16 protein-coding genes are annotated in these 16,839 nt (G+C 68.4%); 11 read left to right on the top strand and 5 right to left on the bottom strand.

The annotated features are described in order from the left end of the window. Positions 1-53: 53 nt before the first annotated feature. Positions 54-1,289, top strand: coding sequence for a cell division protein FtsZ (gene ftsZ, locus AC07V5_RS10130; RefSeq protein WP_495115674.1), 1,236 nt, complete (start codon positions 54-56; stop codon positions 1,287-1,289). Between the two features lie 55 nt (positions 1,290-1,344). Here ftsZ and AC07V5_RS10135 read toward each other — a convergent pair whose 3' ends face one another. Genes AC07V5_RS10135 through AC07V5_RS10145 form a run of 3 tightly spaced genes read right to left on the bottom strand, consistent with a single transcriptional unit; the run spans position 1,345 to position 4,077 of the window. Next, the gene (locus tag AC07V5_RS10135) at positions 1,345-2,529 is read right to left on the bottom strand and encodes a Bcr/CflA family efflux MFS transporter (RefSeq protein ID WP_495115523.1); all 1,185 of its coding nucleotides are present in this window, start codon (positions 2,527-2,529) and stop codon (positions 1,345-1,347) included. Next, on the bottom strand, positions 2,526-3,359 hold the full coding sequence (locus AC07V5_RS10140; RefSeq protein ID WP_495115524.1) for an alpha/beta hydrolase: 834 nt from the start codon (positions 3,357-3,359) through the stop codon (positions 2,526-2,528). The genes AC07V5_RS10135 and AC07V5_RS10140 overlap by 4 nt, the downstream gene beginning before the upstream one ends. A gap of 22 nt (positions 3,360-3,381) precedes the next feature. Next, positions 3,382-4,077 (bottom strand): SDR family oxidoreductase, encoded by a 696-nt coding sequence (locus tag AC07V5_RS10145; RefSeq protein WP_495115525.1) that lies wholly within the window; start codon positions 4,075-4,077, stop codon positions 3,382-3,384. Between the two features lie 110 nt (positions 4,078-4,187). Between AC07V5_RS10145 and AC07V5_RS10150 the strand changes: the two genes are divergently transcribed. The 4 genes from AC07V5_RS10150 to AC07V5_RS10165 all read left to right on the top strand — a co-directional run bounded on the left by AC07V5_RS10150 (position 4,188) and on the right by AC07V5_RS10165 (position 7,952). After that, entirely contained in the window at positions 4,188-4,751 is a 564-nt protein-coding gene (locus tag AC07V5_RS10150) for a TetR/AcrR family transcriptional regulator (protein ID WP_495115526.1), read from the top strand. A gap of 111 nt (positions 4,752-4,862) precedes the next feature. Then, the gene (locus AC07V5_RS10155; protein ID WP_495115527.1) at positions 4,863-6,803 is read left to right on the top strand and encodes a sensor histidine kinase; all 1,941 of its coding nucleotides are present in this window, start codon (positions 4,863-4,865) and stop codon (positions 6,801-6,803) included. A gap of 23 nt (positions 6,804-6,826) precedes the next feature. Continuing rightward, positions 6,827-7,762: a UDP-3-O-acyl-N-acetylglucosamine deacetylase gene (lpxC, locus tag AC07V5_RS10160; RefSeq protein WP_495115528.1), complete on the top strand. Its 936-nt coding sequence runs from the start codon at positions 6,827-6,829 to the stop codon at positions 7,760-7,762. A gap of 4 nt (positions 7,763-7,766) precedes the next feature. Beyond that, positions 7,767-7,952 (top strand): hypothetical protein, encoded by a 186-nt coding sequence (locus AC07V5_RS10165; protein ID WP_495115529.1) that lies wholly within the window; start codon positions 7,767-7,769, stop codon positions 7,950-7,952. Between the two features lie 272 nt (positions 7,953-8,224). Here the strand turns inward: AC07V5_RS10165 and AC07V5_RS10170 are convergent, their stop codons facing one another. Together AC07V5_RS10170 and AC07V5_RS10175 are read right to left on the bottom strand one after the other, a co-directional pair. Beyond that, complete coding sequence (locus AC07V5_RS10170; RefSeq protein WP_495115530.1) at positions 8,225-9,718, bottom strand: carboxypeptidase M32; 1,494 nt, start codon at positions 9,716-9,718, stop codon at positions 8,225-8,227. After that, a complete protein-coding gene (locus AC07V5_RS10175; RefSeq protein WP_495115531.1) occupies positions 9,715-10,212 on the bottom strand; it encodes a YqaA family protein in 498 nt (165 codons plus the stop codon). Before AC07V5_RS10175 ends, AC07V5_RS10170 begins: the two co-directional genes overlap by 4 nt. A 70-nt stretch (positions 10,213-10,282) precedes the next feature. Between AC07V5_RS10175 and dusB the strand changes: the two genes are divergently transcribed. The 6 genes from dusB (at position 10,283) to AC07V5_RS10205 (ending at position 16,827) form a co-directional block, all read left to right on the top strand. After that, positions 10,283-11,344, top strand: coding sequence for a tRNA dihydrouridine synthase DusB (gene dusB, locus AC07V5_RS10180; RefSeq protein ID WP_495115532.1), 1,062 nt, complete (start codon positions 10,283-10,285; stop codon positions 11,342-11,344). 20 nt (positions 11,345-11,364) lie between these two features. Then, entirely contained in the window at positions 11,365-11,616 is a 252-nt protein-coding gene (locus AC07V5_RS10185) for a helix-turn-helix domain-containing protein (protein ID WP_495115533.1), read from the top strand. A 4-nt stretch (positions 11,617-11,620) separates the two neighbouring features. Next, a complete protein-coding gene (gene purH / locus AC07V5_RS10190) occupies positions 11,621-13,198 on the top strand; it encodes a bifunctional phosphoribosylaminoimidazolecarboxamide formyltransferase/IMP cyclohydrolase (protein ID WP_495115534.1) in 1,578 nt (525 codons plus the stop codon). 103 nt (positions 13,199-13,301) lie between these two features. Next, positions 13,302-14,711, top strand: a complete 1,410-nt coding sequence (locus AC07V5_RS10195; protein WP_495115535.1) for a coniferyl aldehyde dehydrogenase — start codon at positions 13,302-13,304, stop codon at positions 14,709-14,711. Next, the gene (locus tag AC07V5_RS10200; RefSeq protein ID WP_495115536.1) at positions 14,711-15,220 is read left to right on the top strand and encodes a hypothetical protein; all 510 of its coding nucleotides are present in this window, start codon (positions 14,711-14,713) and stop codon (positions 15,218-15,220) included. The genes AC07V5_RS10195 and AC07V5_RS10200 overlap by 1 nt, the downstream gene beginning before the upstream one ends. Continuing rightward, positions 15,217-16,827 (top strand): GMC family oxidoreductase N-terminal domain-containing protein, encoded by a 1,611-nt coding sequence (locus AC07V5_RS10205; protein ID WP_495115537.1) that lies wholly within the window; start codon positions 15,217-15,219, stop codon positions 16,825-16,827. The genes AC07V5_RS10200 and AC07V5_RS10205 overlap by 4 nt, the downstream gene beginning before the upstream one ends. Positions 16,828-16,839 lie beyond the last annotated feature (12 nt).

Consider the following 16,839-nt stretch of genomic DNA (forward strand, 5'->3'; position numbering starts at 1 on the left):
AGCAACTAGTCAATCATTGTGTGCCACGGCACAATTGCAGTAGGAGGTTTGATATGCCCATCGAGATGATCGAAGAGTTTGACCAAGGCACCCAAATCAAGGTGATCGGGGTCGGTGGTGGCGGCGGCAACGCGGTTGACCACATGATCGCCCAGGGCGTTCAAGGCGTGGAATTCATCTGCGCGAATACCGACGCGCAGGCGCTGAACCGCTCCAAGGCGGATCAGTTGCTGCAACTCGGCACCTCGGGTCTCGGCGCTGGCGCCAAACCCGAAATGGGCCGGGCGGCGGCTGAAGAAGCCGAAAACCGCATTCGCGAATCCATCGCCGGCGCCAATATGCTGTTCATCACCGCCGGTATGGGTGGTGGTACTGGCACGGGCGCCGCACCGGTGATTGCCCGCGTCGCCAAGGAAATGGGCATCCTGACCGTCGGCGTCGTCACCAAACCCTTCGATTTCGAAGGCGGCCGGCGCGCCAAGGCGGCCGATGCGGGCCTTGCCGAGCTCGAAGCCAATGTCGACTCGCTGATCGTCGTGCTGAACGACAAGCTGCTCGACGTGCTGGGCGACGACGTCACGCAGGATCAGGCCTTCGCGCACGCCAATGACGTGCTGAAGAACGCTGTTGGCGGCATTTCGGACATCATCCACATCCCCGGCCTCGTCAACGTCGACTTCGAAGACGTGAAGACCGTGATGAGCGAGCCCGGCAAGGCCATGATGGGCACGGCCCAGGCCACCGGCCCGGATCGCGCTGCCAAGGCGGCTGAAGCGGCCGTGGCCTGCCCGCTGCTGGAAGGCATCGATCTGTCGGGCGCGCGTGGCGTGCTGGTGCTGATCGCCGCGGGCCGCAGCAACTTCAAGCTGAGCGAGTCGCGCAACGCGATGAATGCGATCAAGCGCTACGCCTCGGAAGAAGCGCACGTCATCTTCGGCACGGCCTATGACGAGAGCCTGGGCGACGCGCTGCGCGTGACCGTCATCGCCACCGGCCTGACGGCTGGCCGCGCCCGCCAGCAGGCGCCGCTGCAGGTCATCCAGACCCAGCCGGTGGTGCGCAACGGCACCGATGGCATGCCCGTGCTGACGCAGGCGGTTGCCATGGCCACGCCGACGGCGCAGCAGGCCAATGTCGGTCTGGGCCTGGGTGATTTCGCGAACGCCAATGTGCCGAGCGTGTGGCGCCATGGCCGTTCGGGCAGCGCGGCCGCCAAGGTCGAGGCGCTGTCGTCCAACGGCATGGACGAGATCGAGATCCCGGCCTTCCTGCGCAAGCAAGCTGACTGAGAACCTAACTCTCTTTCTAGAAAGGGCGAGTCGTAAGGCTCGCCCTTTTGCTTTGTCAGGAAGCGCGTGCCACCACCGCAGCCGGCTTCGCAACGCCTGAGAGCAAAGCCAGCAACCCGCCACCGGCCAGCACCAGGGCTAACGCGTCCATGCGCGCACCCGGCAGCGTTGCCGCAGTTGTCGTCAGCGTCGCCGCGGCGGCCATCTGCAGAAAGCCCAGCAGCGCCGACGCCTGACCGGCTTGAGACGCAAACGGCGTCAGCGCCAGCGCCGTGCCCGTGGGCGACACCAGGCCCATGCCGAACAGGAAGATGGCCACCGCGACGGCAAAGCCAGCGAGACCCGCTCCGCCGGCGACAAGCATCGTCAAGCCGCCCAGTGTTGCCAACGCCGCACCTAGGCGCAGCACGGTCGGGCCACCCCAACGCGCTGCCCAGCGCGGCGCGGTCTGGCCCGCGGCGAAGACGACGAACACGGACGTGGCAAAGAACAGGCCGACCTGCAAGGCGCTGAAGCCGAAGTCACGCGCCAGCACCAGCGGCGCAGTGCCGAAGAAGGCGAACAGCGCGCCCAGGATGGCGGCGGTAGCGAGCGCTGGGCGCATGAAATGCGCGTCGCCCAGCAGCAAGACATAGCCCCGCGCCAGCGCGCCGGCCGGCTGGTGCCGTTGCCGCTCTGCGGGCAGCGTCTCGCCGACGATGCCGACATAGGCCGCCGCGAGCGCCAACCCGGCCACCACGAGCACGACGAACAGGGCCCGCCAACCCCAGGCCGCCTGAACGAGGCCGCCGAGCAGCGGCGAGAAGCCCGGCGCCGCGGCCATGACGACCATGATGCGGCCGAGCAGCGCGGCGAGCTGCGGGCCTTCGAAACGGTCCCGCGCGGCGGCGCGCGCCAGCACCGAAGCCGCCGCCACGCCAACGGCCTGCAGTGCGCGCCCGGCGAGCAGCAGCGGCAGGTCGCCTGCCAGCGCGCACACCAGGCTGCCAATGATGAAGACAACCAGCCCGCCGAGCACGACGGGCCGGCGGCCGATGCGGTCGGACAACGGCCCGACGATCAACTGCGCCACGGCGAACACGGCGAGGAAGAGGCTGAGCACCGCCGTCATCGCGGCTTCGCTCGAGCCGAGAGCCTGCGCCATCACGGGCAGCGACGGCAGCAGGATGTTGGTGGACAGCGTTCCCAACGCGGACAGCGCGGCCAGCGTCAGCAGCCAGGGGCGAGGCACCGCGCTCATTGCAGCCGCCCTTCGGCGACGAAGGCGACGCTGCGCGCGATGACGTCGGCGTCCGCCAGCAGGCGGCGATGGCCCAGGCCCGTGACGCGTTCGAATCGCGAACCCGCCCAGGCCGCGTGCAAGGCCTCGGAGGCCGCGACGGGCACGGTGCGGTCTTCCGGGTCGTGCACGATGAGGCCAGGGTGGCGCAGGCCGTGCTGCAGTCGCTCCAGGTCCACGTAGGTGATGCGCGTGCCGATGAAGCCCTCCACCCAGCCTGCAAGCGCCGCTGCATCCGCCGGCCCGAGGCCGTGGGCCGCGGCCAGGCCCTTGACCATCGGCGTCAGCGATGAAGGCCCGGCGAGATGCACGCTGCGCTTCACCGGCAGCCCATGCGCGAAGGCCAGCAGCGCCGCGGCCGAGCCCATCGAATGACCGATGACGGCATGGACTTCGCCGGCCGCCGTCATCACCGTGCGCAGGGCGCGGCCGGCGTGCACGACGCTGGCCGCGTGGCCGCCGGAATCGCCATGGCCGGGCAGGTCGAACAGGGTCACCGAAAAGCCGGCCTCGACCAGCGGGCGGGCGAAGCCCAGCAGATGCGAGCCGCGGCTGTTCCAGCCGTGTACGAGGACGACGCGCGGGCCGCTGCCCAGCGTCCAGCGCGCGAGCTTGATGCCCTCATGGCGCAGCAGAGGCTCGGCAGCGCCGGCCAGGATGGCCTTCTCCTGCTCGCTGAGCCCGATGCGTTCAGGCGCCGAGAAGGCATGGCGGGCGGCGGCCAGGTGGCCGTCGGCATGCGCCGCGAGCGGTGCGGTGGTGCGCGCGGCAAGGGCAGGGGACTCGACCATGGCGATCTCCTTGAGCGAAGCGTCAGCCGGCGTAAGCCGGTGCGGCGGTGGACAGGCTCTGCTTGACCTGGCGGCTGATGTCGTCGGCCAGCACCTCGAAGGCGCCGGCCTCGATGCCTTCCAGCGCCAGGCGGGCTACGTCGGCGGGCGCTGACTTCGGCGCGTCCAGGCCGCGCGTCATGTCGGTGTCCATGTAGCCGACGTGCAGGCTGGTCAGCTGCGTGCCCTGAGCCTTCAGCTCCTGGCGCAGGCCGTTGCTCAGTGCCCAGGCAGCGGCCTTGCTGGCGCTGTAGGGCGTGAGGCCCGGCAGCGTTACCCAGCTCAGCACCGACAGCACGTTCAGCACCGCGCCGCCGCCGTTGGCCCACAGCACCGGCGCGAAGGCCTGGGTCAGCGCCCAGACGCCGAAGAAGTTGGTGTCGAGGTGTCGGCGCGCGGTGGCGATGGCGTCGTCGGCGAGTACCCCCGCGCCTTGCGAAATGCCGGCGTTGTTGATCAGCAGCGTCACGTCGGCGCACTGCGCGGCCGCGGCGGCCACCTGGGCGGGGTCGGTCACGTCCAGCGCGACGGGAACGACGCCCGGCAGGTCGATGGACGAGGGGTCACGCGCGGCGGCGTAGACCTTGGCGGCGCCGGCGGCCAGCGCGGCCTGGGCAAAGGCGCGGCCGAGGCCGCGGTTGGCACCGGTGACGAAGACGACGGCGTTCTTGAGCTGCATGGCGGTTCCTTCAAATCCGTTTATTCATGTCGACCGACATGATTGATATAAATGTCGTTCAACATATAAAATGCGTCAAGCCCCTTCCACAAAGACCCCAGGAGACCGCGATGAAAGTCAGCCGCGCCCAGGCCGAAGAGAACCGCGAACGCATCCTCGACAACGCCGCGCAGTTGTTCCGCGAGCGCGGCTTCGACGGCATCGGCCTGAACGACCTGATGCAGGCCGCCGGCCTCACGCGGGGCGGCTTCTATGGCCACTTCGAGTCCAAGGACGACCTGGCCGCGCAGGCCAGCCGGCGCGCGCTGGCGGCCAACCGCGAGCAGTGGAAGAAGCAGACCGACCGCAGCATGTCGGCCTGGATCAAGGCCTACCTGTCGGACACCCACCGCGACCACATCGGCGCGGGCTGCGGCCTCGTCGCGTTGGCGGGCGACGCCGCGCGCGGCGGGCCGGCCGTGCGCGAGGTGTTTGCCGAGGGCGTCGATAGCCTGGCTGCGACGCTGCAGGATCAGATGCCCGCGGCCGACGCGGCTGAGCGCCGCGAGCAGGCTCTGGCCATGCTGTCGACGCTGGTCGGCTCGCTGCTGCTGTCTCGTGCGGTGGGCGACGCCGGCCTGTCGCGCGAACTGCGCGAGGCGGCACGCAAGAGCCTACCGGTCAGCACCGGCTGAACGGTTGCCCCAGCAGCCCCGAGCGGTGCTGTGGTGGTTGACCCTGTGTGGCATGCTCGCGCCCCATGTCAACGCCTAGAACAAATCGTAGGGATGCGTGAGTTAAGTCTCATGCTGCGCGCCTGGCTGCTGATGCTGGTGTTGGGGGCATGTCTGCCCACGCTGGCGCAGCGCCTGCCCCAGCCCAGCAACCGCGTCGCCGGTGACGATTCGGCCCCTGCCGAACTTGCCACCACGGCCTGGACGCGTGCCGAACTCGATGCCTGGTGGGCTGCGCTGCGCCACCACACGGTGGCCGGCGGCGACCGTCTCGACCTGCCCGCCCAACTGCTGCCACCCGAGGGCGCCGCCGCCTGGAAGCATGTGGCCATGCCCGATGTGCTGACCCGCCCCGGTGCGGCCATGATCAGCGATACGGGCGGCTACGAGATGCGCTGGTATCGCCTGCACGTGCCGTCCGGCGGAGATGACGCCATGGCGCTCTATCTGCCGCGCCTGGTTACGCTGTCGGCCGCCGTGCTGGCCAAGACCGACCGAGGCTGGCAGGTTTTGCTGGACAACCAGCATGCCGAACGTGAGCAATGGGTGCAGCCGCTCTGGCTACCGCTGCCCGGCATCGGGGCAGAGGGCCTGGAGCTGGTTGTCGCGCTGCCGGTGCCGGCGGGCAGCTATCACGCGGTGTCACGTATCTGGGTCGGTCCGCGCGAACACCTGGAGAGACGCTGGCTGTGGCGGGTGCGCGCACAGACTGGCCTGCCCCAGGCCGTCAGCCTGACGCTGGCCGTGCTCGGCCTGTTTGCGCTGACGCTGTGGCTGCGCCGCCCGGGCGAGGCCATCTACGGCCTGTTCGCCCTGGGGGCCGCCGCGTGGATGGTGCGCAATCTGCACTACTACGTGAGCCTGCCGGTGTCGCCCTGGGCCCAGGACTGGTTCTGGTGGGCCACGCATGCGTCCATGGGCTGGGTGATGCTGACGGCGCTGTTGTTCGCGCTTCGCTTTGCAAGTCGGCGCGTGCTGTGGCTGGAGTGGGCACTGACCGCCAGCGTGCTGATCGTCAGTGTGCTCAGCATGCCGGTGTGGCTGCGCCAGCTCGACATGGTCGTCATGCAGTACACGGTGACGGCGGGCGTGGCCGCCATCGGCACGGCCTGGGTGGCTTTCCTGGCCTGGCGCGAGCGCCGCACCGAGCTGCGCATCATGGCGCTGGCTTTGATCATCGGCGTCGTCATCGGCGGCCATGACCTCGCCGTGCTGGCCGGCTGGGCCTGGCCCGAGCACTTCTTCCTGATGCCGTTCGCGACGCTGGCCGTCATGCTCAGCTTCCTGCACGCGGTGCAGCGGCGTTATGTGGGTGCGGTCGAGCAGGTCAAGGCTGAGAACAGCCAGCTGCAGGAGGATCTGGACGAGCAGGTCTCGGTGCTGCAGGCGCAGAACGCCCAGCTGCGCGAGGTGGAGCGCCAGCAGGCCTTGCTGCTGGAGCGCCAGCGCATCATGGCCGACATGCACGACGGCCTGGGCTCCTCGCTGCTGTCGGCGCTGGTGGCGATGGAGCAGGGCAGCATGTCGCACGAGCAGTGTGTTGAGGTGCTGCGCGAATGCGTGGACGACCTGCGCCTCGTCATCGACTCGCTGGAGCCCGTCGGCCACGATCTCGTCTCGCTGCTGGCGACGATGCGCTACCGCCTGGGAAAAAGGCTGCAGATCGGCGGCCTCAAGCTCGACTGGGATGTGCAGGACCTGCCGCCCCTGACCTGGCTGGAGCCGCCCGACGCGCTGCATGTGCTGCGCCTGATGCAGGAGGCGTTGAACAACGTCCTCAAGCACGCCCAGGCCAGCCGCGTGCGCATGGTCACGCGTCACCACGGCAGCTATGTCGAGATCCGCGTGGAGGACGACGGTGCCGGCTTCGACCTGCAGACCATCCAGCATGGCCGCGGCCTGAAGAGCCAGATCAAGCGGGCCCAGCGCCTGGGTGGCAAGCTGCGCATCGATTCGCAGCCGGGCATGGGGACGCGCCTGTCGTTGCGATTACCTGTCGAACGCAAAGCCTAGCCCTGATCCGGGACAATCCGAGGATGGTCAAGCAACGCACCCTGAAGTCGATCACGCGCGCCGTTGGCGTGGGCATCCACAGCGGCCAGAAGGTCGAGCTGACGCTGCGCCCCGCGCCCATCGACACCGGCATCGTCTTTCGCCGCGTCGACCTCTGCCCGCCGGTGGACATCCCGGTTGGCGTCACGTCGGTCAGCGACACCCGCATGGCCACCACCATCAGCCCCGGCGGTGACCCCGGCGGCCCCAAGGTCCAGACCATCGAGCATCTGCTGTCGGCCTGCGCCGGTCTGGGCCTGGACAACCTCGTCATCGACATCAACGCCGACGAGGTGCCCGTGCTGGACGGCTCGGCGGCGAGCTTCGTCTTCCTGCTGCAGTCGGCCGGCATCGTCATGCAGGACGCGCCCAAGCGCTTCCTGAAGGTCAAGAAGCCCGTCGAGGTGCGCCAGGGCGAGGGCAAGAAGCTGATGTGGGCGCGGCTGGAGCCGCATCACGGCTACACGCTGAGCTTCGAGATCGAATTCGACAACCCGGCCGTGGCCGCCACGGGCAGCCAGTTCGTCTTCGACATGGGCTCGGGCAAGTACAAGAAGGAAATCGCCCGCGCCCGCACCTTCGGCATGACGGCCGATATCGACCTGATGCGCTCGCGTGGCCTGACGCTGGGCGGCTCCATGGACAACGCCATCGTCGTGGACGACTACAAGGTGCTGAACGCCGATGGCCTTCGCTACGACGACGAGTTCGTCAAGCACAAGATCCTCGACGCCATCGGCGACATGCAGGTGGCCGGCATGCCGCTGCTGGCGGCCTACACCTCGTTCAAAGGCGGCCACGCGCTGAACAACAAGCTGCTGCGTGCGCTGCTGGCGGACGAGTCGGCCTACGAGGTCGTTAGCTTTGATGATGAGCGGGCGGCGCCCAAGGGCTTCGCCGAACTCGCACCAGCTTGGTGAGCGAATGCTGATCGCCCGCCTCGTCGTTGGCCTGCTGCTGTTCGCGGCTGTCGTCTGCTTCGCCCTCGCCATCGCCACCGGCCAGGCGCGCTGGCGGCGCATGGGCATCGTCATCATGAAATGGACGCTGATTGCCGGCCTGGCCTTCTTCGGCGTGCTGATCCTGGAGCGGTTGGCCCTGCTGCTGTGACGCCCGTCACATCCATCTGCGGGCCCCCCTTGGCTTGCGGGGATGGCAGCGCGGCCCGGCATGCTCAGAATAGGTTCACGGTCGCTGTTCGAGTTGCAGCGGCCCAGTCCGGGGAAGAGCAACGAACCGGGTGCCACGCGTGGAGAAGGCCGGGGGGCCGGGGAAGCGTCGTTGGTTTGAAAGAGAGATCTTCGAAGTAGTTAAGGCCGCTCCGGCTGGAGCGGCCTTTTTTTGCGTATGCGCCACAGTGCCGGCTGTCGGCAAGCTGTCGTTCAGTTGCCGAGGTAGCGCCCGCGCAGGTGGGCCTCGAAATGCGCCGGGTTCAGCGCCTCGCCGCTGGCGCGTTGCACCAGTTCGGGGGTCTCGTGGCGGCTGGCGACCTGCCAGACATGGGCATTGAGCCAGTCGAACACACCGCCCAGTTCACCGCTGGCAATCTGGTTGTCCAGCGTGGGCTGCTGCGCCCGCATCGTCGCGAACCATTGCGCGGCATACATCGCGCCCAGCGTGTAGCAGGGGAAGTAGCCGAACAGCCCGGCGGGCCAGTGCACGTCCTGCATGGGGCCGTCCTTGAAGTTGCCGCGCGTGTCCAGGCCCAGCAGTTCGGCCATCTTGGCGTCCCACAGCGCCGGGATGTCTTCCACCTCGGCCTGGCCTTCGATCAGCGCGCGTTCGATGTCGAAGCGCAGCAGGATGTGGGCGGGGTAGGTCACCTCATCGGCATCGACGCGGATATAGCCAGGCTGCACGCGCGTCAGCAGCTTGTGCAGATTGCCGGGCTCAAAGGCCGGCTGGTCGCCGAAGTGCTTCACGAGCAGTGGCGATAGCAGGCCGGCGAAGGCCGGGTGGCTGCCCAGCTGCATCTCGAAGCTCAGGCTCTGGCTTTCGTGGATGCCCATGGAGCGCGCGCGGCCGATGGGCTGGCCCAGCAGCTCGCGGGGCAGGTTCTGCTCGTAGCGGCCGTGGCCGGTCTCGTGGATGGTGCCCATCAGGCTGGGCAGGAAGTTGTCTTCGCGGTAGCGCGTCGTCATGCGCACGTCCTCGGGCACGCCGCCGCAGAAGGGGTGGGTGCTTTCGTCCATGCGGCCGGCGGCGAAGTCGAAGCCCAACAGCTTCATCGCGTCCAGGCCGAGGGCCTTCTGCGCCGCGGTGGGGAAGGGGCCGACCGGCTCGATGACGGTCTCGCGCGCCTGCTTGGCGATGACGTCGCGGATCAGCCCAGGCAGCCATTGGCGCAACGGCGCAAAGGCGCGCTCGACGTCTGCTGAGCGCATGCCCGGCTCGTAGTTGTCCAGCAGCGCGTCGTACCTGGACAGCCCCGCACTCTGCGACAGCAACTCGGCCTCCTGGCGGGCGATCTTCAGCACCTCGCGCAGGTTGGGCACGAAGCCGGCCCAGTCGTTGGCCGGGCGCTGGCTGCGCCAGGCATGCTCGCAGCGGTTGTTGGCCAGGCTCTTGGCTTCCACCAGCGCCTGCGGAAGTGCGTTCGCGGCGCGCCAGGCGCGGCGGATTTCGCGCAGGTTGGCGCGCTGCGTGTCGTCCAGTGGCTCGCTGGCGGCGCTGTCCAGCAGGCCTGACAGCGCCGGGTCGGTGGCCAGCTGATGCAGCAGCCCGTCCATCTCGGCCAGCGCCAGGCTGCGCGCCTCGTTGCCGTTGGCCGGCATGTTGGCGGCCTGGTCCCACTGCGCGATGGCTTGCAGGTGGCCGAGGCGGTGCAGGCGCTGCTGGCGCGCGCTCAGGTCTTGGTAAGCGGTGGTGGTGGTCATGAAAGCCAGGTCTCCGGAATCAACCAAATAAGGGCAACGGTGTAGAGCAGAAAGCGCAGGAACTTGCCGAGGGCCATCCAGCCTACGCAGGGCCAGAACGGCAGCTTGAGCCAGCCGGCCACGGCGCAGAGCGGGTCGCCCACGATGGGCAGCCAGCTCATCACGCAGGCCTTGGGGCCGAAGCGCTGCAGCCACTGCATCGCGCGGGAGTGCGAGGGCTCGTGATGCTTGACCGCCTCGACGGCCTTCTCGGCGCCGTAGCCTATCCACCAACTCGTCACGCCGCCCAGCGTGTTGCCTACCGTTGCCACGGCAATCACGGCCCAGAACATGCTCGGATCAGCCTTGACGACGAGGTAGACGGCCGGTTCCGAGCCTAGCGGCAGCAGCGTGGCCGAGACGAAAGTGATGATGAAGACTGCGACGAGCCCGACCTGCGGCAGGGCGAGGGCGGCGAGCAGGCTGCCGATGAACTGCGAGAGCCAAGCTTCCATGCCACCATTGTGGGCCGGGTCGTTCAGACCGGATGGCTACAATCTCGCCTCTTTTTTAAGCAGACGTCTCGTGCAAATCGGCCCTCACCTTCTCCCCAACCGGCTCTTCGTGGCGCCGATGGCAGGGGTGACGGACCGGCCCTTCCGCCAGCTCTGCCGGCGCCTGGGCGCGGGCTACGCGGTCAGCGAGATGGTCACGTCGCGCAAGGAGCTTTGGGGCAGCCTGAAGACGTCGCGCCGCGCGGACCACGCCGGCGAGCCCGGGCCGATCGCTGTGCAGATCGCCGGCACCGACGCGGCCATGATGGCCGAGGCCGCCGCCTACAACATCGACCGCGGCGCGCAGATCATCGACATCAACATGGGTTGCCCGGCCAAGAAGGTCTGCAACAAATGGGCAGGCTCGGCGCTGATGCGCAACGAGGCGCTGGCGCTGGAGATCGTCGAGGCCGTGGTGGCCGTGTGCGCGCCGCGTGGCGTGCCGGTCACGCTGAAGATGCGCACCGGCTGGAGTGCCGACGAACGCAACGCGCTGCGCCTGGCACACCTGTTCGAAGCTGCCGGCATCGCGATGCTGACCATCCATGGCCGCACGCGCGAGCAGGGCTACAAGGGCCTGGCCGAGTACGACACGATCGCCGCGGTAAAGACAGCGTTGACCATCCCCGTGGTCGCCAATGGCGACATCGACTCGCCCGAGAAGGCGCGCGATGTGCTGGCCTACACGGGTGCCGACGCGGTGATGATCGGCCGCGCCGCCCAGGGGCGCCCCTGGATCTTCCGCGAGGTGTCACATTTTCTGGCGACGGGCGAACACTTGGTGGCGCCCACCGTCGTCGAAGCCCGCGACGTGCTCACCGAACATCTGCACGATCACTACGGCCTGTACGGCGAACTCAGCGGCGTGCGCAGCGCACGCAAGCACATCGGCTGGGCCGTGCGCGGCCTGCCAGGCGGTGAAGCCTTCCGCCAGCACATGAACACGTTGGAGCGCTGCGACCTGCAGTTGCAGGCTCTGCGCGACTGGTTCGATGAACTCGGCCAGACCCACGACCGGCTGCCGCCTGCTGCGGCCGCCCACGACGAACCCCACGACGAGGACAGCCAGGCCCACGAAGCCTGCGCCGCCTGAAACCCTATTCGCTCTCTGTCATGAGTGCCCAGAAGAACACCCCGCCCAACCCCATCGACGCCTGCGTGCGTGACAACCTCGAAGCCTTTTTCCGTGACCTCGACGGCCAGGAGCCGCACTCGATGCACGAGATGCTGATCAAGCTCGTCGAAAAGCCGCTGTTCGAGATCGTCATGCGCGAAGCCGGCGGCAACCAGAGCAAGGCCGCGCAGTGGCTGGGCATGAACCGCAACACGCTGCGCCGCAAACTGAACGATCACAACCTTGGCTGACCACATGGCACTCACCGCACTTCTCTCGGTCTCCGACAAGACCGGCATCCTGGAATTCGCCAAGGAACTGCACGCCCTCGGCACCCAGCTGCTGTCCACCGGCGGCACCGCCAAGCTGCTGGCCGATGCCGGCCTGCCCGTCACCGAGGTGGCCGAGCACACCGGCTTCCCCGAGATGATGGACGGCCGCGTGAAGACGCTGCACCCCAAGATCCACGGCGGCCTGCTGGCCCGCTCCGACCTGCCCGAGCACGTGGCGGCGATGCAGCAGCACGGCATCACGCGCATCGACATCCTGGCCGTCAACCTCTACCCGTTCGAAGCCACCATCGCCAAGCCCGGCTGCACGCTGGAAGACGCCATCGAGAACATCGACATCGGCGGCCCGGCCATGGTGCGCAGTGCGGCCAAGAACTGGGGCGACGTGACGGTGCTGACCGACGCGGCCCAGTACGCCGGCGTGCTTGCCGAACTCAAGGCCAGCGGCAAGACCAGCGACAAGACGCGCTTTGCCTGCAGCGTCGCCGCCTTCAACCGCATCGCGCAGTACGACGCGGCGATCAGCAACTACCTGTCGGCGCTGCAGGACGACGGCAGCAAGTCCGAGTACCCGGCGCAGATGAACTCGACGTTCGTGAAGGTGCAGGACCTGCGCTACGGCGAGAACTCGCACCAGAGCGCCGCGCTGTACCGCGACCTGTATCCCGCACCCGGCTCGCTCGTCACCGGCAAGCAGCTGCAGGGCAAGGAACTCTCGTACAACAACATCGCCGATGCCGATGCCGCCTGGGAGTGCGTGAAGAGCTTCGACACGCCCGCCTGTGTCATCGTCAAGCACGCCAACCCCTGCGGCGTGGCCGTGGCGGGCACGGCCGCCGAGGCCTACAGCAAGGCCTTCAAGACGGACCCCACCAGCGCCTTCGGCGGCATCATTGCCTTCAACCGCGAAGTGGACGGCGCGGCGGCGCAGCTCGTCGCCAAGCAGTTCGTCGAGGTGCTGATGGCGCCGAGCTTCAGCGCCGAGGCGCTGGAGATCTTCAAGGCCAAGGCCAATGTGCGCCTCATGCAGATCGCACTGCCGCCGGGCGGCCCGCGCCCCTGGGACCAGGGCCGCAATGCTGGCGACAGCAAGCGCGTCGGCTCGGGCCTGCTGCTACAGACGTCCGACAACCATTTCCTGAAGAAGGAAGACCTCAAAGTCGTCACGACGCTGCAGCCCACCGCCCAGCAGCTCGACGACCTGATGTTCGCCTGGACCGTGGCCCAGTACGTCAAGAGCAATGCCATCGTCTTCTGCGGTGGTGGCATGACGCTGGGCGTGGGTGCCGGCCAGATGAGCCGCCTGGACTCGGCCCGCATCGCGTCCATCAAGGCCCAGCATGCGTCCTTGAGCCTGCAGGGTTCGGCCGTCGCCAGCGACGCCTTCTTCCCCTTCCGCGACGGCCTGGACGTGTTGGCCGACGCCGGCGCCAACTGTGTCATCCAGCCGGGCGGCTCGATGCGCGACGACGAAGTGATCGCCGCGGCGAATGAGCGCGGCATCGCGATGGTGGTCACCGGCGTACGCCATTTCCGCCATTGATTTGGCTCTAGACGTACTTCTCTAGTCCAGGGCCTCCCCCGATGGTGGGGGCCCGGCTTGCGGTTAGCCTCGACGCATTAGATCGAGAACCGGAGACAAGCCCATGGACACCGCCCTGCAGGAGCGCCTGCATCTGGCGCTGCTCGCGCAACGCCGTGCGTTCGAGGCCGAGCGCATGCCGACCTACGAGGTGCGCCGCGACCGCCTGCAGCGCCTGTTGGCCATGACGCGCCAGCACGGCGAGGCCCTCGCCGCCGCCATCGCCCAGGACTTCGGCCACCGCGCCCGCCAGGAGTCGCTGCTGGCCGACATCTTCACCGTCGAAGCCGGTGCCCGCCACGCGCTGCGTCATCTGCGCCGCTGGATGAAACCCAGGCGCGTGGCCACGCCGCTGCACTTCCTGCCCGCGAGTAATGTGCTGATGCGCCAGCCGCTGGGTGTCGTCGGCATCGTCTCGCCCTGGAACTACCCCTATTACCTGGCCATGGAGCCCGCCGTCGCCGCGCTGGCCGCCGGCAACCGCGTGCTGATCAAGCCGTCCGAGCTGACGCCGGCCACCAGCGAACTGATGGCCCGCATCGTGGCGGAGTACTTCAAGCCCGAGGAGATGCAAGTCATCACCGGCGGGGCCGACGCCGGCAAGGCCTTCTGCGAACTGCCGTTCGACCATCTCTTCTTCACCGGCTCCACGGCCGTCGGCCGCCTGGTGGCCCAGGCCGCGGCGAAGAACCTGACGCCGGTGACGCTGGAGCTGGGCGGCAAGTCGCCCGTCGTCGTTGACCGCAGTTGCGATCTCGACCTGACCGCGTCGCGCCTGGCCTTCGGCAAGCTCTTCAACGCCGGCCAGACCTGCGTGGCGCCGGACTACCTGCTCGTGCCGCGGGAGATGGTCGAGCCGCTCAGCCAGAAGATCCTGGCCGAAATGCGCCGCATGTACCCGCGCATCTCCGGCAATGCCGACTACTCCAGCATCGCCGCCCCGCGCCACCGCGCGCGCCTGCAAGGCCTGCTCGACGACGCTGCCGCCCGCGGCGCGCGACTGCTCCGCAGCCATGACGAGCAGCCCGAAGACCGGCGCCTGGTGCCCACCCTGCTGCTGGATGTGACGCCCGAGATGACGGTCATGCAGGAGGAAATCTTTGGCCCGCTGCTGCCCATCGTCGGCTACGACAAGGTCGAAGAAGCCCTGGCTTACATCAACCGCGGCGAGCGTCCTCTGGCGCTGTACTGGTTCGGCCGCGACGGCGCGGCCCGCAAGCATGTGATGTGCGAGACCCATGCCGGCGGCGTGACCATCAACGACTGCCTCTGGCACTTCGGCCAGGAAGAGCAGCCCACCGGTGGCGTCGGCGCCAGCGGCATGGGGGCCTATCACGGCGAATGGGGTTTTCGCACCTGCAGCAAGGAGAAGCCCATCTTCATCCAGTCGCGCTTTGCCGGCACCAAGCTGTTCCAGCCACCCTATGGCGCGACCTTCGAGCGCCTGTTGAACCTGTTGAAGAAGGTGGTGTGATGCAACGCCGACGATTCTTGAAGTTAGGCATTGGTGCCGCCGTCGTCATCGGCGTGGCCGGTGCGGGCGTGGCGCTGATCAAGCCCGGCCTGGTGGATGGCAAGCTCAGCCCCGGCTCGCGCGAGCTGATGCGTGCTACGGCACAGGCCGTGCTGGCCGACCTGCTGCCGCCGCAAGGCGCAGCGCGTGAGGCGGCACTGGACGCCCAGCTCGAACGGCTCAATGCCTTCGTGGCCGGCATGCCGGCGATCACACGCAAGGAACTGTCCGACGCCCTCGGGCTGCTCAGCACGGCGGCCGGGCGCTACGCCCTCGTCGGCCTGTCCAAGCCCTGGGGCGAGGCCGGCGCCGCGGACGTGCAGCAGGCACTGAATGCCATGCGCCTGTCCTCGTCCAACACCAAGCAGCAGGTCTATCACGCGCTGCGCGACCTGAACGCCATCGTCTTCTTCACCGAGCCCGCCAATTGGCAGACGGCCGGCTACCCCGGCCCGAGAGAGATTCCATGAGTAGCCTGCCTGACCCCATCCTCGAAGGCCTGCAGCGCGGCTGGAAGGTGCACGGCGGCCCGCATGCCGCGCTGCCCGCTACGCTGGATTGCGACGTCGCCATCATCGGCAGCGGTGCTGGCGCCGGCATCACGGCCGAGATGCTGGCGCGCGCCGGCTTGAAGATCGTCATCGTCGAAGAAGGCCCGCTGCGCTCCAGCAGCCAGTTCAAGCAGCGCGAGGCCGACGCCTACCCGCAGCTCTACCAGGAGGCCGCCGGCCGCAAGACGCTGGACCAGGCGATGAACATCCTGCAGGGCCGCTGCGTGGGTGGCTCGACGACGGTCAACTGGACCGGCTCCTTCCGCACGCCGCCCGACGCATTGGCCTACTGGGGCGACAAGTTCGGCCTCACCGACTTCAACGACGCCGCGATGGCGCCGTGGTTCGAGCAGGCCGAGCGGCGCCTGAACATCGGCGACTGGCTGACCGAGCCCAACGAGAACAACGGCGTGCTCAAGCGCGGTGCCGACAAGCTCGGCATCCCGACCAAGGTCGTGCGCCGCAACGTCAAGGGCTGCTGGAACCTCGGCTCCTGCGGCATGGGCTGCCCGACGAATGCCAAGCAGTCCATGCTGGTCAGCACGCTGCCCGCGGCACTCGACCTGGGCGCGACGATGCTGGTGCAGACACGCGCCGCGCGGCTGGAACTGCAGGGCGACAAGGTCGCTGCGCTCGTGGCCGAGCCGGTCGCGCTGGACGGCGGCGTCACGGGCGCGTCGGTGCGCATCACTGCCAAGCATTACGTCGTCGCCGGCGGCGCGATCAACTCGCCGGCCCTGCTGCTGCGCTCGAGCGCCCCTGACCCCCACAGCCTGCTCGGCAAGCGCACCTTCCTGCATCCGACGGCCGGTGGCGTCGCGCTGTTCGACCACGAGGTGGCCGGCTGGGCGGGGGCACCGCTGTCGGTGTTCTGCGACCACTTCCTGCACACCGGCGCCATCGACGGCCCCGTGGGCTACAAGCTCGAGGTCGCGCCGATACACCCGGCCTTTGCGTTGACCAACGGCGGCGGCATCGGTGCGGACCTCGTCGAGCGTGCGCGCGACATGCCACGCACCCAGCTGATGATCGCCCTGCTGCGCGATGGCTTCCATGCCGACGCGGCCGGCGGCGCCGTCAAGCTGCGCAGCGACGGCTCACCGGTGCTGGACTACGCGCTGACCGACTATCTGCTGGACGGTGCCCGCCGCGCCTACGTGACCATGGCCGAGATCCAGTTCGCGGCAGGCGCCAAGACGGTGCGGCCGGTGCACGAGCAGGCCAAGGGCTATGCCAACCTCGCCGAGGCCAAGGCCGGCATTGCCACGCTGGCGATGAAGCCCTTCCTGGCCACGCTCGGCAGCGCCCATGTGATGGGCGGCTGCACGATGGCCGCCGACGCCGGCCGCGGTGTCGTGCGGCCCGACGGCCAGCACTGGCAGCTCGGCAACCTGTCGGTGCATGACGGCTCCCTGTTCCCGACCAGCCTGGGCGCCAACCCGCAGCTGACGGTCTACGGGCTTGCCACGCGGCTGACGAGTGGGCTGATCCAGCGCCTGGGCGGCAAGGCAGTGCAGCTGGCCTGAGGCAAGGAGAAT

It is taken from the genome of Roseateles sp. GW821-FHT02E12 (assembly GCF_059421665.1).

What these genes read in the sequence shown, in the direction of transcription:
- ftsZ (WP_495115674.1), top strand. Translation starts at nt 54, where the DNA reads ATGCCCATCGAGATGATCGAAGAGTTTGACCAAGGCACCCAAATCAAG.
- AC07V5_RS10135 (WP_495115523.1), bottom strand. Translation starts at nt 2,529, where the DNA reads ATGAGCGCGGTGCCTCGCCCCTGGCTGCTGACGCTGGCCGCGCTGTCC.
- AC07V5_RS10140 (WP_495115524.1), bottom strand. Translation starts at nt 3,359, where the DNA reads ATGGTCGAGTCCCCTGCCCTTGCCGCGCGCACCACCGCACCGCTCGCG.
- AC07V5_RS10145 (WP_495115525.1), bottom strand. Translation starts at nt 4,077, where the DNA reads ATGCAGCTCAAGAACGCCGTCGTCTTCGTCACCGGTGCCAACCGCGGC.
- AC07V5_RS10150 (WP_495115526.1), top strand. Translation starts at nt 4,188, where the DNA reads ATGAAAGTCAGCCGCGCCCAGGCCGAAGAGAACCGCGAACGCATCCTC.
- AC07V5_RS10155 (WP_495115527.1), top strand. Translation starts at nt 4,863, where the DNA reads ATGCTGCGCGCCTGGCTGCTGATGCTGGTGTTGGGGGCATGTCTGCCC.
- lpxC (WP_495115528.1), top strand. Translation starts at nt 6,827, where the DNA reads ATGGTCAAGCAACGCACCCTGAAGTCGATCACGCGCGCCGTTGGCGTG.
- AC07V5_RS10165 (WP_495115529.1), top strand. Translation starts at nt 7,767, where the DNA reads ATGCTGATCGCCCGCCTCGTCGTTGGCCTGCTGCTGTTCGCGGCTGTC.
- AC07V5_RS10170 (WP_495115530.1), bottom strand. Translation starts at nt 9,718, where the DNA reads ATGACCACCACCACCGCTTACCAAGACCTGAGCGCGCGCCAGCAGCGC.
- AC07V5_RS10175 (WP_495115531.1), bottom strand. Translation starts at nt 10,212, where the DNA reads ATGGAAGCTTGGCTCTCGCAGTTCATCGGCAGCCTGCTCGCCGCCCTC.
- AC07V5_RS10185 (WP_495115533.1), top strand. Translation starts at nt 11,365, where the DNA reads ATGAGTGCCCAGAAGAACACCCCGCCCAACCCCATCGACGCCTGCGTG.
- purH (WP_495115534.1), top strand. Translation starts at nt 11,621, where the DNA reads ATGGCACTCACCGCACTTCTCTCGGTCTCCGACAAGACCGGCATCCTG.
- AC07V5_RS10195 (WP_495115535.1), top strand. Translation starts at nt 13,302, where the DNA reads ATGGACACCGCCCTGCAGGAGCGCCTGCATCTGGCGCTGCTCGCGCAA.
- AC07V5_RS10200 (WP_495115536.1), top strand. Translation starts at nt 14,711, where the DNA reads ATGCAACGCCGACGATTCTTGAAGTTAGGCATTGGTGCCGCCGTCGTC.
- AC07V5_RS10205 (WP_495115537.1), top strand. Translation starts at nt 15,217, where the DNA reads ATGAGTAGCCTGCCTGACCCCATCCTCGAAGGCCTGCAGCGCGGCTGG.